Genomic DNA, 16,967 nt, shown 5'->3' on the forward strand with positions numbered 1-16,967 from the left:
AATTATAAAAATATATTATTTCATTTTATTATTAATAGGATAAAACTAATGTTAGCGAGTAAATATTTATTTTTTACATCTAAAAATACAATAAAAAGTAACAAAATGGATAGTTATTATCTAATGATAAAAGCTGGTATGATTAAAAAATTATCTTCAGGAATATATACTTGGTTACCTACAGGTTTAAGAGTTATTAAAAATTTAAAAAAAATAATACGTCATGAAATGAATAATATAAATTTTATTGAAATTTTAATGCCTATAATACAACCTAGTTGTATATGGGAAATTAGTGGACGTATTCATGATTATGGAGATGAGTTATTTAAAATTATAGATCGTAATAAAAAAAATTTTTTTTTAGGTCCTACACATGAAGAAGTAATTACTTATTTAATTAATAATGAAATACAATCATATAAAAATTTGCCTTTAAGTTTATATCAAATACAAGTAAAGTTTCGTGATGAAATTAGATCTCGTTTAGGAGTAGTACGTTCTAAAGAATTTTTAATGAAAGATGGATATTCTTTTCATATTAATGAAGAATCTTTAAAAAAAACATATAATATTGTATTAAATACATATAAAAAGATTTTTGATTTAATTAAATTAAAATCTTATATTGTCAAAGGAGATAATAGTTTTATAGGTGGCAAAATTTCTCATGAATTTCACATATTATCTAATAATGGTGAAGATTCTATTATCTTATCAAAAGATGGATATGCATATAATATTGAATCGTTAAAATTTTTTATACCTCAAATAAAATTAAATATTAATATAAAACTATTAACTAAACAATTAATAGAAATTGACAAATCAATAAATTTTAAATATATTGCTAAAAAACTTAATTCATCTAATAAAAATGTTATTAGAACTATTATAGTTAAAACAACAGAAAAAAAATTTCCTTTCATTGCTTTATTAATTAGAAGTGATTATGAAATAAGTATTAGTAAAATAGAAAAATTAAATAAAAATATATTAAAACCATTATATATATTATCTAATAAAGAAATTATTAACTTTTTTAAAATTAATAAATATTCTTTAGGTCCTATAAATTTAAACATACCTATAATTGCTGATTATTCTATTATTTCTATGAATAATTTTATAATAGGTTCAAATATTAATAATAAATATTATATAAATATTAATTGGAAAAGAGATTTACCTATACCAAAAAATATTCAAGATATTCGTAAAATATATAATAAAGAAATTATTTTTAATAAAAAAAATTCAATCAAAATTAAAAAAAGTATTGAAATAGCTCATATTTTTCAACTTGGAACAAAATATTCTAAATTAATGAATGCTTATATACAAAATAAAAAAGGAAATAAGGTTCCTTTGTATATGGGATGTTATGGTATTGGAATTTCTCGTATAATTGCTTCAATTATAGAACAAAATCATGATATACATGGAATTTGTTGGCCTTCATTACTTGCACCATTTAAAGTAGCAATAATACCAATTAATATGTATAAATATAGTTTAATTAAAGAAGTATCTTTAAATATTTATCAAAAAATTATTTCTATTGGAATAGAAGTAATTTTAGATGATAGACAAGAAAGTCCTGGAGTTATGTTTGCTGATATAGATCTTATAGGTATACCACATATAATTATTATTAGTACCAATAATATTAATAATAATAATGTTGAATATAAGTTTCGAAAAACAGGAGAACAAAATATAATACCTATTAATGAAATTGTTGATTTTATTTCAAATAAAGAAAAATTTAACTAATATTTTTTTTATTCCAAAAAATAAAATTTTTTTCTTTATTATTAGATCCTTCTAAAGTTACTATATTATTTTTTAATTCAGCAATAAATAAATTATTATAAAATAATAATGGGATATTATCTCTTTCCCATATAGGAATATTTAATTTTTTCCATATATCATGTATTTTAATTTTTTTTTTAATATGTTCTGAAAAAAAATATTTTCCGGTAATATAAAATTTTATATATACTTTTTCTTTATTTTTAGGTTTTCTTACTTGAAGAGTATTTTTTTCACATTTATTTAAAAAAAATAATTTTCCTAAATTATTAGGTAATGTTAATGGAAATAATATATTATTCCAATAATAAATTTTATTTTTTAAAGTAAAATAATTTTTTATACAATATAAATAAGAATTATATTTTCTAATTTGATAAATACCTATTTTTAGGTAAGATTTATAATCTGATTTAGAACAAACAATATTTTTCCATATTATAGATAATATTTTGTTAGAAGGTATTTGACATTGATTATATTCTATCCATTTTTTAATTATGGAATTTCTTTTTACAAAACTATATTTATATAAAGGAATTAAAAATAAACTATTATTAGATTGTATTAGTTTTTTCATAACAGAGTTTAATAATTCTGTTATTAATTCTTCTTGTTCACGACAAATGGATGAAGTTTTTAATACAGATTTTTTAAAAAAAGGCCATCGATAATGTATTTGGGGTAAAATTACATTGCGTAAAAAATTTCTGTCATATTTATTATCTAAATTACTTTGATCGTCTATCCAATTTAAATTATTATTTATAGCATAATGTAATAATTTTTTACGACTTATATCTAATAAAGGACGAAATAATCTTAACTTATTGATAATATGTATTTTAGATATACCTGATAATCCTTTTAAACCACTTCCTCTTTTTAAAAATAATAAAATAGTTTCATAATGATCATCTAAATGATGAGCTGTTACTATAATTTCGTTATTTTCAATAAAATTATTGAATATTTTATATCGTTCTATACGTGCTCTTTCTTCAATATTACCTTTTTTATTATTTAAAATTATATTTTTACATATAAATGGTATATTCCATTTTTTACATTGTAAAAAACATGTTTTAGACCATTGATTTGAATAAAAATTTAGATTATGATTTACGTGAATAGCTCTTAATTTTATGTAAGGATATATTTTACGTAATTTTACTAAATTATATAATAAAACTGTAGAATCTAATCCTCCACTATATGCTACCAAAATTTTTGGAAATTTATGTAAAATAAATTGTGTCTTTTTTTTAAAAATCATATTTATGATATAATAACTTTATTATAAATTTTAATTTTAAAAAATATTATTTTATATTTATTATAAATAAATTTTATTTATTAAAATTTAATTTTAATTGTAATTTATTTTGTTCTAAAATATATTTTAATTTGTTTAACAAAATTTCATTAATTAATATTTTGTATGTTTGATTATGATATATTTCTATACTATTATTTTTATAATAAAAATATATAGGTATACCTTTAACATTAATATTTTCCAATAAAAAATTTTTTAAAATATTGAAAAATTTTTTATTGGAAAATATTAATTTATCTTGAATCAGTATTGATATACTGTATATATGTTTTTTATGAAAATTTTCAATATCTATTATATTATTTCCTTGAAACTTAATTTTTTTTGTAAAATAATCAAAAAATAAAAATCCTTTTATAATAAGAATATTTTCTAATTTTATTAAAAAAGAAAATTTATTAAAAACATCTAATGTTAAGTTAACTTCTATCATTTCTGTATGATCATCAATATCAAAAGCTACTATTTTATTTTTTTTCATATTATAAATATAATGTATATTACTAATAACTCCTGCTATTTTAAAATTTAAATTATTTTTATCAAAAAAAAATTTTATATTTTTAATATTATTAATTTTATAAAAAAAATTTATTTCTTTAAAATATTCAATAAAAGGATGACCAGATAAGTAAAAACCTAAAGTATTTTTTTCTTGTAAAAATTTTTCTTTATTTGACCAAATAAAATCTAAATCATCTATAATATTTTGTTTTTTACTGATCAAACTAAACATATCTATTTGACCTGATTTTTTTATTTTTAAATATTGTCGTGCTATTCGTATATTTTCATTTAATTTATTAAATAGAATACCTCTATTGTATTTAAAACAATCCATTGCACCTGAAGTTATTAATTTTTCTATAATTCCTTTATTAATTTTTTTAAAATTTGTATTTATACATAAATTTACTATTGATTTATAAAAACCATATTTTTCTCTAGTATTTAAAATATGTTTTGCTTGATATTTACCTATTCCTTTTATCGCTCCAAAACCATATATAATATTACCTTTTTCATTTACATGAAATTCATAAATACTAGTATTAATATTAGGTGGTAATAAATTTATTTTAAGATTCCAACATTCATTGACTAAATTAACAATTTTTTTTATATTATCCATTTCTGATGTTAATACAGCTGCCATAAATGCTGCTGGATAGTATACTTTTAACCAAAGTGTTTGATATGATATTAATGCATAACCTACAGAATGAGATTTATTAAAACCATAAGCAGCAAAATTTTCTAAAAAATCAAAAATTTTCATTGATAAATCAGTATTAATATTAAGTTTTTTTGATCCCTTTAAAAAATTAGATCTTTGTTTTAACATTTCTTTATGTTGTTTTTTACTAATTACTCTGCGTAAAATATCAGCTTTACCTAAACTATATCCAGCGAGTACTTGTGCTATTTTCATAACTTGTTCTTGATATAAAATAATACCATATGTAGATTTTAATACTGATTTCAATTTTTTATGTTGCCATTTAATATTTGGATAAGAAATAATTTCTTTACCATGTTTTCTATTAATAAAATTTTCAACCATACCAGATTGTAACGGACCAGGACGAAAAAGAGCTAACAAAGAAATAATATCTTCAAAATTATCTGGTTTTAATCTTTTTATTAAATCTTTTATACCTTTAGATTCTAATTGAAATATTGCAGTTGTATTAGCTGTTCTTAAAAAAGAATATACTTTTTTATCATTTAAATTAATAGAATTAATATCAATTAAAATTTTATTTTCTTTTATATTTTGTTTATTAATTATTTTTAGTGTATGATCAATTACAGTTAATGTTCTTAATCCTAAAAAATCAAATTTTACTAATCCAATATCTTCTATATCATTTTTGTCAAATTGAGTAACTATATTTTCACCTTCACTATCACAATATATAGGAGTAAATTTTGTTATTTTAGACGGTGCTATAACAACACCACCTGCATGTTTACCAACATTACGAATAGTACCTTCTAATTTTAAAGAAGTATTTACTAAATCTTTTACATTATTATCTGATTTATATAAATTAGACAATTTTTTATTTATAATAAAAGCTTTTTTTAAACTCATACCAATATCTAAAGGAATTAATTTTGAAATACGATTAACAAAATCGTAAGGATATCCTAATACCCTTCCAACATCTCTAATTACTGCTTTAGCAGTCATAGTACCAAATGTTATAATCTGAGATACTTTTTCGTAACCATATATATTTTTTACATGTTCAATTACTAAATCTCTTTTTTCCATACAAAAATCAATATCAAAATCTGGTAAAGATATTCTTTCAGGATTAAGAAATCTTTCAAAAATTAAATCGAATTTTATTGGATCAATATTAGTAATATTTAAACAATAAGCAACTAATGATCCAGCACCAGAACCTCTAGCAGGTCCAATAGGTATATAATTATCTTTAGACCATTGAACAAATTCCATAACTATAAGAAAATAACTAGGAAAACCCATTTGATTAATAACATCTAGTTCTTTTAATAATCTTTTTTTATATATATTTTTTTTAAAATGTCTTATTTTATTATCAGGAAATAAAGTTTTTAAACGATTTATTAATCCAATTTTTGCTTTTTTTATAAGAAGATCTTTATTATTTACACAATTTCTAAATTTAGGTAAAAAATGTTTACCTAAAGTTAAAAAAACATTACACCTCTTTGCTATTTCTATACTATTTTCTAATGATTCAGGAATATCATAAAACAATTCATTCATTTCTTTAGAACTACGAAAAAATTGTTCTGAACTATAATTAGATTTTTTTTTAAATTGATTTAAAGTATATCCTTTATTAATAGATACACGAATTTCATGAGCTAAAAAATCTTTTTTGTTTAAAAAACAAACATCATTTGTAGCAACAACAGGTAAATTAAAATCATTAGCTATATTTAAAATTAAATATATATATTTTTCTTCGTTAATACGATTAGTACGAGTCAATTCCAAATAAAAGTTATTTGGAAAATATTTTTTGTAAAAATTAATAATTTTTTTAACTAAAAAAATATTTTTACTTAAAATATTTTTTCCTATATCACCTTTAACACCTCCTGATAATATAATTAAACCTTTATTATATTTTACTAACATTTTATATGTTATAAAAGGTCCTATCATATTATCATAACCATCTTTATAAGCATCAGATATAAGTAGTTTTAAATTATGATAACCAATATTATTTTTTGCTAAAATTGTTATTGTAGTAAAATAATTATGTAAATTAATACAATTTTTTACTATAAACTCAGATCCAATAATTGCTTTAATTCCTGAACTATGAGCTTTTTTATAAAATTTTATTAATCCAAATATATTAGTAATATCCGTAATAGCTAATGCAGGCATATTAAATTCAACTGTTCTTTGAACTAAATGTTCAATTTTTGCTAATCCATCTTTCATAGAATAATCGCTATGAACATGCAAATGAATAAAATTTTTTTTGTTCATTTTATATATAAGTGATTTATTAATAATATTAATATTTATATTAAATATATATTTAATGCTAAAAAATTTATTTAGCATTAAATAATGTTTTAAAAAATTTTTTTGATTTAAATTTAAGTTTTATTTATAAATAAATTTTATTAATTATATTTTACATTTTATTTATAATAAGTAAAATTTAAAATTTTATAAAAAAATTATTTTAACTATGTTTTTAATGATTTAATAATATATTATTAAATTTTTTTTAATAAAATACTTTATAAAAAATTAAATCAAAAAATATAATATATATTATTATAATTCTATTATAACAAAAATTATTAAAAAAAATTTTATATTTATATAATATAAATATAAATATTTATTTAAATTAAAACTAAAATTAATTATTATTATAATTTACCTATATTAAATTGAAATTGTTCAATTTGATCTTGATCATATTTTATTAAAGGATATGCATAAGAAAAAACTATTGCTCCAAAAGGAGAGTTCCATTTAAAAGACATACCAATAGAAGATCTCATATTAGTTAATATATTTACTTTAGAAAATTTATATAATTTTATTAAATAATCATTTTTAATTAAAGTATCCCAAATATTTCCAATATCTAAAAAAATAGAAGTACGTATATTTTTTGAATATGGTTTTTTTATAAAAGGAAATGGAAAAATAATTTCAGTGCTAAAATCAACTATTAAATTTCCTCCAATATAGTCATTAGATGTACAAACTATATGTTTATTTTTACAAAAATGTTTTGAAGAATTATAATATATTGCTTTTGGACCTATATGATTTATTTTAAAACCCCGTAATGTTTCTTGTCCACCTAAAAAAAAATTTTTATTGTAAGGAAAATTACCATTTGAAAAACCATTTCCATATCCAATATTATTTTTAAATAAAAAAATTAATTTTGAAAAATTATTTAATTTATTATTTTGGATAACAGAATATAAAGGGACATATGTAGAATTACACAAATTTATTTTATAATAATAACTTTTAGATATTGGAATATTAAATATTATATTTAATATACTTAAGTTACCTTTTGTTGGTAAAAATTTATCATTTAAAGTATTTAAAATAAATGAATTATTTAAATTTAAATTATTTATAATATACATATTAGAATTATTTAAATTAAATTTATAACCTATTTTTTTTAAATAATTCCAAACAGATATTTGAGGTTTAACATCTAAAAAATTATTAATATTATATTCAAGATTATTCTGTATTTTTAAATTCTTACTAAGTGGATAAGTTAATATCCCTGAAATACCTCTACTTTTATTTATAAGATTAGAATTTTTTATTTTTAGATTATGAAAAAATAATTTTGTACCTAAACTAATATTATTTTTTAAAAAATAAGAATTCATTAAAGAAAATTCTAAGTAAGTTTGTAATGAATCTATATTAATTTTGATATTAATATCATTTCCTGTTCCAAGAAAATTATCTTCTCCTATATCTGATAACAATGAAAAGTTATGATTAGTACTATAACCAAAATGAATATTAAACATACCACTATCACGTTCATTAACTTTATAAATTAAATCTATTGTATTGTTTAATACATGATTTTTTTTTAAAAAAATTTCTATATTATTAAAATATCCTAATAAATTTAAACGCTTTTTAGTTTGTTTTACTAAATCACTATTAAACCAAGTATTTTCCATTTGTACAGTTTCATTACGTAAAATCTTATCTTTAGTTAAATAATTTCCTAAATATTCTATTTTTCTTATAAAATATTTTTTACCTGTGTAAATATTGAATGTTATTTGAACAGAATGATTGCTTATATTTAATTTATTCAAAATTTTAATTTGAGGATATAAATATCCATTTTTTCCTAAAACATTTATTATTTTATTTTTACATTGTATAATTTTATTATTATTATATAAATCTCCTGATTTAATCTCTGTTAAATTTTTTATTTTATTTAAAAATTCTTTTTTATTAATTATATATATAATATTACTAAATAAAAATTTTTTATTTTCATTAATTTTTAAAGTAATATATATATTTTTTTTATTTTTTGAAAAACTATGAGAAATATATTCTATCTTGAAAAGAGCAAATCCTTGATTTAAATAAAAATTTTTTAAATTTTCAATAAAATTATGTATATATTGTGTATGGTAATTATTATTGAAAAAAAAATCTATAAAAGATTTTCTAGAGTTCCATTTTGAATAATATAATAAATATTCTTTAGGATAAAAATGATTTCCTAAAATATTAATTTGTTTAATTTTTGATATTACTCCTTCATAAATTATGAATTTAATAATAACATTATTATTTTGTGTATTTTTAATAATTTTAATTTTAACTTTAGAATTAAACATTCCATTGTCTAAATAAATATGTTCTATTTGTTTTTTAACAAAAAATAATGTTGGATAGTCAATTATAATTCCTTTGGTTATTCCAATATTATTAATCATATTTAATAATATATCATTTTTCAGTAATTTATTACCACTAAAAAAAATATTAGAAATAATAGGCTTTTCTACAAATTTAATTACTATATGATTTTTATTTCTAAAAATATTGATTTTTTCAAAAATACCAATATCGAATAACATATGAACTAATTTAGTTAAATCTTCATTTTTAATATAATCTCCTTTTTTTATAGGTAAATTTTGCATTATATTATTTTTATTAAATTTATCTAATCCAAAAATTGTAATTTTATTTATATAAAAAATATTGTTTTGATTATAATCTATAGTTTTACAATAAATATTATTACTAATAATTAATATTATACATAAAATAAAATATTTAATTTTTTTTATGTGGAATAAAAATTCCTGTTTATAATTGTGAAAAATCATTGATCAATGCAATCCCCATAATTAAGAATAAAAATATTAAACTAATATTATATATTAATTCTTGTGTTCTTTTTGATAACTTATGACCTGTAATTTTAGTATATAATAAAAAAGATATTTGACCACCATCTAACACTGGAATAGGTAATAAATTTATTATACCGAGATTAATACTAATTAAAGCTAAAAACATAAAATAATATAAATAATTATCACGAGATAATATTCCAGCATTACGTGCTATTGAAATAGGACCATTAATACTATGAAAACTTATACTTCCATGAAATAAATTAGCAATAATTACTAACATTAATTTAATTAATATGTAAGTTTTACTGATTGCTTTAATAAAAGATTGGTAAATGTTATACTTATATATTGTAAGTCCAGTATTATCTCTATAATGTAATATTTGTGGAATTAATCCTATAAATCCATTTTTTTTATTATATAAATATTCTTTATTAGGATTCAAAATAATATTTATATTTTTTTTATTTCTTTTTACAGTAATTAAAATAGATTTATTAATATTATTAGAAATAATTTTTTGAAAATTATACCAATTTGTAAAATTTTTATTTTGTATTTTTACAATTTCATCTCCTACATAAAATTTTGCTTTTTCTGCAGGTGATTGAGTAATTATTTGAGTAATAATAGGATATATTATAAAACCTTTTGGTAAAATACCTAAACTAGTTATTAAATTATTTTTATTATTTTTAATAAAATTTTTTGTAAGAATTATTTTCTTTTTAGATAGAATATCTGAATATATATTACTGACTTCTAAATCAATAAAATCTTTATGTACATTTTGAATTAATATTGTATTAACAGTATCCCAATCAGAGGTTTTTATTCCATTAATCTTTTTAATTATTGTATTAGGAGTTAAACCAGCAGTATCTGCTAATGAAGAATAATAAATTTCACCAATAATAGGTTTATGAATAGGTAAACCTATAAAAAAAATACTCCAATATATCATTATTGCAAATATTAAATTAAATAAAGGTCCAGAAAGTATAATTAAAAATTTTTTTAAAAAAACTAAATGATTAAAATATAATAACTTATATTTATTTATATATTTAATTTGATTAGTTGTAATATGATGATTATCAGGCATTTTTATATAACCACCTAAAGGTATTAATCTAATTACAAAACTAGTTCCATATTTATCACGATATTGTAATATTTTTTTTCCAAATCCAATAGAAAAACATTCAATATATATATTAAAATAACGTGCAACATAAAAATGTCCAAATTCATGTACCATTATTAATGTACTTAAAGTTATAATAAATATTATTATATCCCAAATAACATTAAACAACATATTAACTCCTCTAAAAATTAAAAATATAAATAGTTAACCAAAATTATAATTATTATAATAATTATAATTTTTATATGGAAACTGAATTTTTTGTTTTAGTTTATACAAAAAATAATATTCATTTTAATTAAAATTTAAAATTTTTTATAAAATATTATTTTTTAATGATTAAATTATTAATTATTACCACCAAAACGTCGTTTTCTTTTAGAAAACTCTTCTAAGGCATCTTTAAAATTTTGTTTATTAAAATCTGGCCACAATATATTAGTAAAATAAAGTTCTGAATAAGCAATTTGCCAAATTAAAAAATTACTAATACGTAATTCTCCTCCAGTTCTTATTACTAAATCTACAGGAACTACATTATTTAAACATAAATATTTAGAAAAATTGTATTCATTAATTGTTTTAGGATTTAATAAACCTTTTTTAATTTTTACAGCAATTTTTTTTATTCCTGAAATAATATCCCAACGTCCTCCATAATTAACAGCTATATTTAAAATTAATCCATTATTATTTTTAGTAAAATTTTCAGCTTTAATAATAGATTTTTGTAAATTAGCATTAAATTTACTAATATTACCAATAATTTTTAAACATATATTTTTATTTTTAAAATTTATTGTTTCATTATTTAAAATTTTAGTAAATAAATTCATTAAAAATTGAATTTCATCAACGGATCTTTTCCAATTTTCACTACTAAAAGCATATAATGTTAATACTTTTAATTTATAATATAATGCATAATTAATAATTTTCTTTACAGTGTTTGCTCCTTCTCTATGACCTAAAAATTGCCATATTTTTTTTCTTTTTGCCCATCTTCTATTACCATCCATAATAATAGCTACATGATTTGGATAAGATGTATTTTTTATTTTTAAATCTATTTTATTAATTATCATTTTAATTATAATATTAAAATATTAATGTATTTTTTAATTAAATTAATGTATTTCTAAATTTATTTTTTAATATATATTTAGTATATTTACGCACATAGTTATCTATCCATAATATATCATGAATAGATTTAGGATTGTTAAAAGACAATGTATTCATTATAGTATGATTTAAAAAAGAAATATCATTGAACGATATTTCTTCTTTAATAAAAGATTTTATAGCTATTTCATTTGCAGCATATAATATTATTGATGAAGAAATATTTTTTGTATAACAAACTTCAATTGCTAATTTTAAACAAGAATATTTTATAAAATCTGGTTTTAAAAATGTTAAAAATTTTAATTCATGTAAATTAATTTGTTTAACTCCAGAATTTATTTTAATTGGCCAATTTATCATACTAGCAATAAAAACACGTATATCAGAAATACTTAATTGTGTTGAAATACTACTATCTTTAAATTTTACCATAGCATTAATTTTTGATTCAGGATGAATAACAATTTCTATTTGATTTTTTTTTGCATTAAATAAATATTTACTAGCTATATATTCTAATCCTAAATTCATCATAGTAGCTGAATTAATTATTGATTTTTTTTTCATATCACTGTGATTATATTTACATACATCTTTTATACTAATATATTTAAATTTTTTTTTAGGAGTATGTAAAAAAGGACCACCAGAATTAGTAAGAATAATTTTTTGAATATTATTTTGGTTAAAATCACAAAATCCTAATTGTTTTTGTATATTTATAGGCATCATTTGAAAAACAGAACTATGATTTTTATTCAAAGGTAAAATTTTAGCTTGAAATTTTTTTGCTTCATACATTAAAATATTTCCAGAAATTACAATTAATTCTGTATTTGCTAATAATACATTTTTTCCTGCTCTAATAGCAGATAGTACAGATAAGAATCCTGCTGTTCCATTTATAGCAGCAATGACTTGATCTACATCATCTAAAGATGCTAATTGTTCTATTTTTTGTTCACCAAATAAAATTTGTGTTTTTATTTCAGTATTAGATAAATTATTTTTTAATTTTTCAGCAGCATTTTTACTTAACATAGCTGCATAGTCAGGATTAAATAAAATACATTGTTTAGTCATTAACTCTACATTACTATGAGAAACTAATACTTTAATTTTAAATAATTCAGGATTTGTTAGTACTACAGATAAAACATTTCTTCCTATATATCCTGTTGAACCTAATATAGTTAAGTATTTCATACTGTCCAATTATGATATTGAAAATAAAATATTTAATAAATTAAATTTTTATTTAAAATTTAATAATTCTTTTTCTTTTTTTTTAAAAATATCAGATATATACTTTATATAATAAGTTGTTTGTTTTTGAATATCTTTATATAATTTTTTTTCTTCATTTTTACTTATTTTTTTTTCTTTTAAATAAAACTTAATTTTATTATTAGAATCTCTTCTAATATTACGTATATTAATACGATTTTGTTCTGTTTCTTCTTTTATTATTTTAATCATATTAATTCGTCTAGTTTCTGTAAGAGGTGGTATTATAACATAAATATTATTTGATGTTATCAATTTAATGCTTAAATTTAAATTTGCTGATAATATAGCTTTTTCGATTTTTTTTAAAATTAAAATATCAAAAGGTGTAATTTTTAAAGTATTTGAATTTTCTACTACTATAGATGCTATATATTTAATTAAAATAAATTTATTAGAAATTTTAATATTAATTTTATCAAGTAAATGTGGAGAAATTCTACTAATATATAGTGTATTAATTTTATTTTTAAAGATATCTAAACATTTTTTCATATTATCTTCATTATTTTTTAATATATAATTATACATATTATTATTCCATATATTTAAATTTAATTATAATGATATTATCGTACCTTCTGTTTCTCCAGTAAGAATACGATATAGAGATCCTGATTTATTAATATTAAATATATGAATCGGAATATCATAATCACGAGCTAAAATAAAAGCAGTATCATCCATTACTTGTATTTTTTTCTTTAAAACACAATCATATGTTAATTTACTATAAAATTTTGCATCATAATGTTTTTCTGGATCTTTAGAATATACTCCATTAACTTTTGTTGCTTTTAATATAGCATTAGCTTCTAGCTCAATTCCTCTTAAAGAGGCAGTTGTATCAGTTGTAAACAAAGGATTACCGATACCCCCTGATAATATCATTATATTATCATTGATTAAACTTCTAGCTTTTATTATATCATATTCATCACAAATACCATTAATTTTTATAGAGGACATTAAATATATATTTTTAAAATAAAGTTTCATGGAATTATATAATGCTAAACCATTTATTATAGTTGCTAAAATTCCCATTTGATCAGCAATTATACGATCAAGATTATTATTTAAAACAATAGATTTACCTCTAAATAAATTTCCTCCACCTATTACAATACCAATTTGTATACCTAAAGGTAATATTTTTTTAATTTCTTCAATTATATAATTTAATTGATTAATATTTATAGTTATACTTAAATCATGTTTATCCTGTAAAAATTCACCACTAATTTTAATAATTACTCTTTTATAAATTAAGCTATTTTTTATCTTCATAATATTAATTACATATAATTAAAATTTTTTATTTATTTTTTATGTTAAAATATATAAGTATAACAATTAATTTAAAGTATTTTTTCACCTAATTCAAAACGTATAAATTTAGAAATAAAAATATTATTTTTATTTAAATATTGTAATACTGTTTGATTACTATCAAATAAAAATTGTTGATTAATTAAAGTTATATTATTTATAAATTTATTTATACGTCCAGTTACTATTTTTTCTATTATATTAGAAGATTTTTTAAATTGTTTTGCTATTTCCATTTGTAACTTATATTCATTTTGAATAATTTTTTTAGATACATCTTTTTTACTTATATATTGTGGTTTTAATACAGCTATATGCATAGCTATTTTTTTTATTATTAACAGATTATTTATATTAGATTGTACTATTACACCAATACGTTTACTATGATGCAGATATTTTCCTATAAAGTTTCCTTTAATTATACCTAAACGATTAATAATAATATTTTCTTTCATAAGACCGATTAATTTTATTCTTTTTTCTTCAAAAATGTTTTTTATTTTAGTTATATTAGTAATTTTTTTTTCAAAAGAATATTTAATTATATTTTTAGCAAAATTTTTGACCAAACTATGTTTGGCAACAAAATCTGTTTGAGTATTTATTTCTAATAAAATTCCATAATTGTTTTGTACAAAATCTGTAATAAATCCTTCTTTTGTTATAAGAACTGATTTTTTTATAGATTGTACTTTTAAAAATTTACGAAGATAATCTATAGCTAATTTTATATTACCATTGGTTTCTATTAATGCTTTTTTGCATTCCATAATACCTATACCAGTAATATTTCTTAATTCTTTTACTTGATTAGCAGTAATTTTAATCATTCAATATCTCTTTTATTTTTTAATAAATTTAATTATTTTAAATTTTATTTTCTAATTTTAGATTATTATTTATTATTTGACCTTCTAAAATAGCTTTTTTTGTATAAAATAAATATAATTTTATAGCACGTATGGCATCATCATTTCCAGGAATAACAAAATTAATACCTTCAGGATTTGAATTAGTATCAACAACAGCAAAAATTGGAATATGCAATTTATTTGCTTCTTTAATCGCAATTTTTTCATAATTTGCATCTATTATAAATAATGCATCAGGTAATCCACTCATATTTTTTATACCTCCTAAACTTTTTTCTAATTTTAATAATTCTCTTGTTCTAATTAATGCTTCTTTTTTTGTTAATTTAATAAAAGTACCATTTTTACTTTCAATTTCTAATTCTTTTAATTTTTTGATAGACTGTTTTACAGTTTTCCAATTTGTTAACATTCCTCCTAACCAACGATGATTTACAAAAAATTGATTACAAGTATTAGCTGTATCTTTAATTAAATTTGAAGCTGATTTTTTTGTTCCTACAAATAAAATTTTTCCTTTACGAGAACTAATTTTTTTTAGTTCTATTAAAGCTATATTAAACATAGTAATAGTTTTATCTAAATTAATAATATGAATTTTATTACGTTTACGAAAAATAAATTCTTTCATTTTTGGATTCCAATAACGAGTTTGATGTCCAAAATGTATACCAACATTAAACATTTTATTTATGGATATATCCATTATTAAACTCCTATTTATTATATTTATGTTAATTATCTGTAAAATTATTATTTTATCAGTTATTTATAATGTAATATTGATTATTATACAATTAATAATTATATTGAAAAATTAATGACTATTCTAATTAAAAATGATAAAGAAATAAAAAAAATAAATAAATCATGTCAATTGGCATCAGAAGTTCTTGAAATGATTAAAAAATATATAAAACCAGGTATTAATACAGAACAATTAAATAATATATGTCATGATTATATTATAAATGTTCAAAAAGCTAAACCTGCTACATTAGGATATAAAGGATATCCCAAATCTGTTTGTATTTCTGTTAATGATGTTGTATGTCATGGTATTTCTAATGAACGAGAACTTTTAAAATATGGTGATATTTTGAATATAGATGTAACTATATTTCATAATAATTATTATGGTGATACTTCTAAAATGTTTGTTGTTGGTGATTATATATCTAAAGAATCTAAATTATTATGTCTAACAGCTAAAAAAAGTTTATATAAAGCTATTAATATAATTAAACCTGGTATACCTTTAAATTTAATTGGTAAAACTATTCAACAATATGTTGAATCTAAAAATTTTTCTGTTGTTAGACAATATTGTGGTCATGGTATCGGAAAAAATTTTCATGAAGAACCTCAAATTTTACATTATGATTCTTATGATACTGGAATTTTATTAAAACCAGGTATGGTTTTTACTATTGAACCTATGATAAATATTGGTAAACATCATGTTTATTTAACAAATGATGGATGGACTGTAAAAACAAAAGATAAAACTTTATCTGCACAATATGAACATACTATTTTAGTTAATAATAATGGATGTAAGATATTAACAATACGTAAAGAAGAATACAACAAAATATAACAATTTATTTACTTAAAT

At 18.5% G+C, this 16,967-nt stretch carries 12 protein-coding genes; 2 read left to right on the forward strand and 10 right to left on the reverse strand.

The window, feature by feature from the left end; genetic code table 11:
- Window positions 1-48: 48 nt before the first annotated feature.
- Window positions 49-1,776, forward strand: coding sequence for a proline--tRNA ligase (locus GJT81_RS01190; protein ID WP_169785520.1), 1,728 nt, complete (start codon window positions 49-51; stop codon window positions 1,774-1,776).
- Here the strand turns inward: GJT81_RS01190 and tilS are convergent.
- The 10 genes from tilS to rpsB form a co-directional block, all read right to left on the reverse strand.
- Window positions 1,769-3,094, reverse strand: a complete 1,326-nt coding sequence (gene tilS, locus GJT81_RS01195; protein WP_169785521.1) for a tRNA lysidine(34) synthetase TilS — start codon at window positions 3,092-3,094, stop codon at window positions 1,769-1,771. The genes GJT81_RS01190 and tilS overlap by 8 nt on opposite strands.
- A gap of 73 nt (window positions 3,095-3,167) precedes the next feature.
- Window positions 3,168-6,662: a DNA polymerase III subunit alpha gene (gene dnaE, locus GJT81_RS01200; RefSeq protein WP_169785522.1), complete on the reverse strand. Its 3,495-nt coding sequence runs from the start codon at window positions 6,660-6,662 to the stop codon at window positions 3,168-3,170.
- Window positions 6,663-7,057: 395 nt separating this feature from the next.
- Complete coding sequence (bamA, locus tag GJT81_RS01205; protein WP_169785523.1) at window positions 7,058-9,544, reverse strand: outer membrane protein assembly factor BamA; 2,487 nt, start codon at window positions 9,542-9,544, stop codon at window positions 7,058-7,060.
- Entirely contained in the window at window positions 9,525-10,898 is a 1,374-nt protein-coding gene (gene rseP / locus GJT81_RS01210; protein WP_169785524.1) for an RIP metalloprotease RseP, read from the reverse strand. Before rseP ends, bamA begins: the two co-directional genes overlap by 20 nt.
- Window positions 10,899-11,074: 176 nt before the next feature.
- Window positions 11,075-11,812, reverse strand: a complete 738-nt coding sequence (uppS, locus tag GJT81_RS01215; protein WP_169785525.1) for a polyprenyl diphosphate synthase — start codon at window positions 11,810-11,812, stop codon at window positions 11,075-11,077.
- 37 nt (window positions 11,813-11,849) lie between these two features.
- Window positions 11,850-13,061 (reverse strand): 1-deoxy-D-xylulose-5-phosphate reductoisomerase, encoded by a 1,212-nt coding sequence (gene dxr / locus GJT81_RS01220; RefSeq protein WP_169785526.1) that lies wholly within the window; start codon window positions 13,059-13,061, stop codon window positions 11,850-11,852.
- Between the two features lie 48 nt (window positions 13,062-13,109).
- On the reverse strand, window positions 13,110-13,673 hold the full coding sequence (locus tag GJT81_RS01225; protein ID WP_169785527.1) for a ribosome-recycling factor: 564 nt from the start codon (window positions 13,671-13,673) through the stop codon (window positions 13,110-13,112).
- A gap of 27 nt (window positions 13,674-13,700) precedes the next feature.
- The gene (gene pyrH / locus GJT81_RS01230; protein WP_169785528.1) at window positions 13,701-14,432 is read right to left on the reverse strand and encodes a UMP kinase; all 732 of its coding nucleotides are present in this window, start codon (window positions 14,430-14,432) and stop codon (window positions 13,701-13,703) included.
- 71 nt (window positions 14,433-14,503) lie between these two features.
- On the reverse strand, window positions 14,504-15,307 hold the full coding sequence (gene tsf / locus GJT81_RS01235; RefSeq protein WP_169785529.1) for a translation elongation factor Ts: 804 nt from the start codon (window positions 15,305-15,307) through the stop codon (window positions 14,504-14,506).
- Window positions 15,308-15,344: 37 nt separating this feature from the next.
- A complete protein-coding gene (gene rpsB, locus GJT81_RS01240) occupies window positions 15,345-16,055 on the reverse strand; it encodes a 30S ribosomal protein S2 (RefSeq protein ID WP_169785530.1) in 711 nt (236 codons plus the stop codon).
- A 114-nt stretch (window positions 16,056-16,169) separates the two neighbouring features.
- On the opposite strand from rpsB, the gene map reads away from it, so the two are divergent.
- A complete protein-coding gene (gene map, locus GJT81_RS01245) occupies window positions 16,170-16,949 on the forward strand; it encodes a type I methionyl aminopeptidase (RefSeq protein WP_169785531.1) in 780 nt (259 codons plus the stop codon).
- The last annotated feature ends 18 nt before the right edge of the window (window positions 16,950-16,967 follow it).

Source organism: Enterobacteriaceae endosymbiont of Plateumaris consimilis (assembly GCF_012563145.1).
Classification (GTDB): domain Bacteria; phylum Pseudomonadota; class Gammaproteobacteria; order Enterobacterales; family Enterobacteriaceae.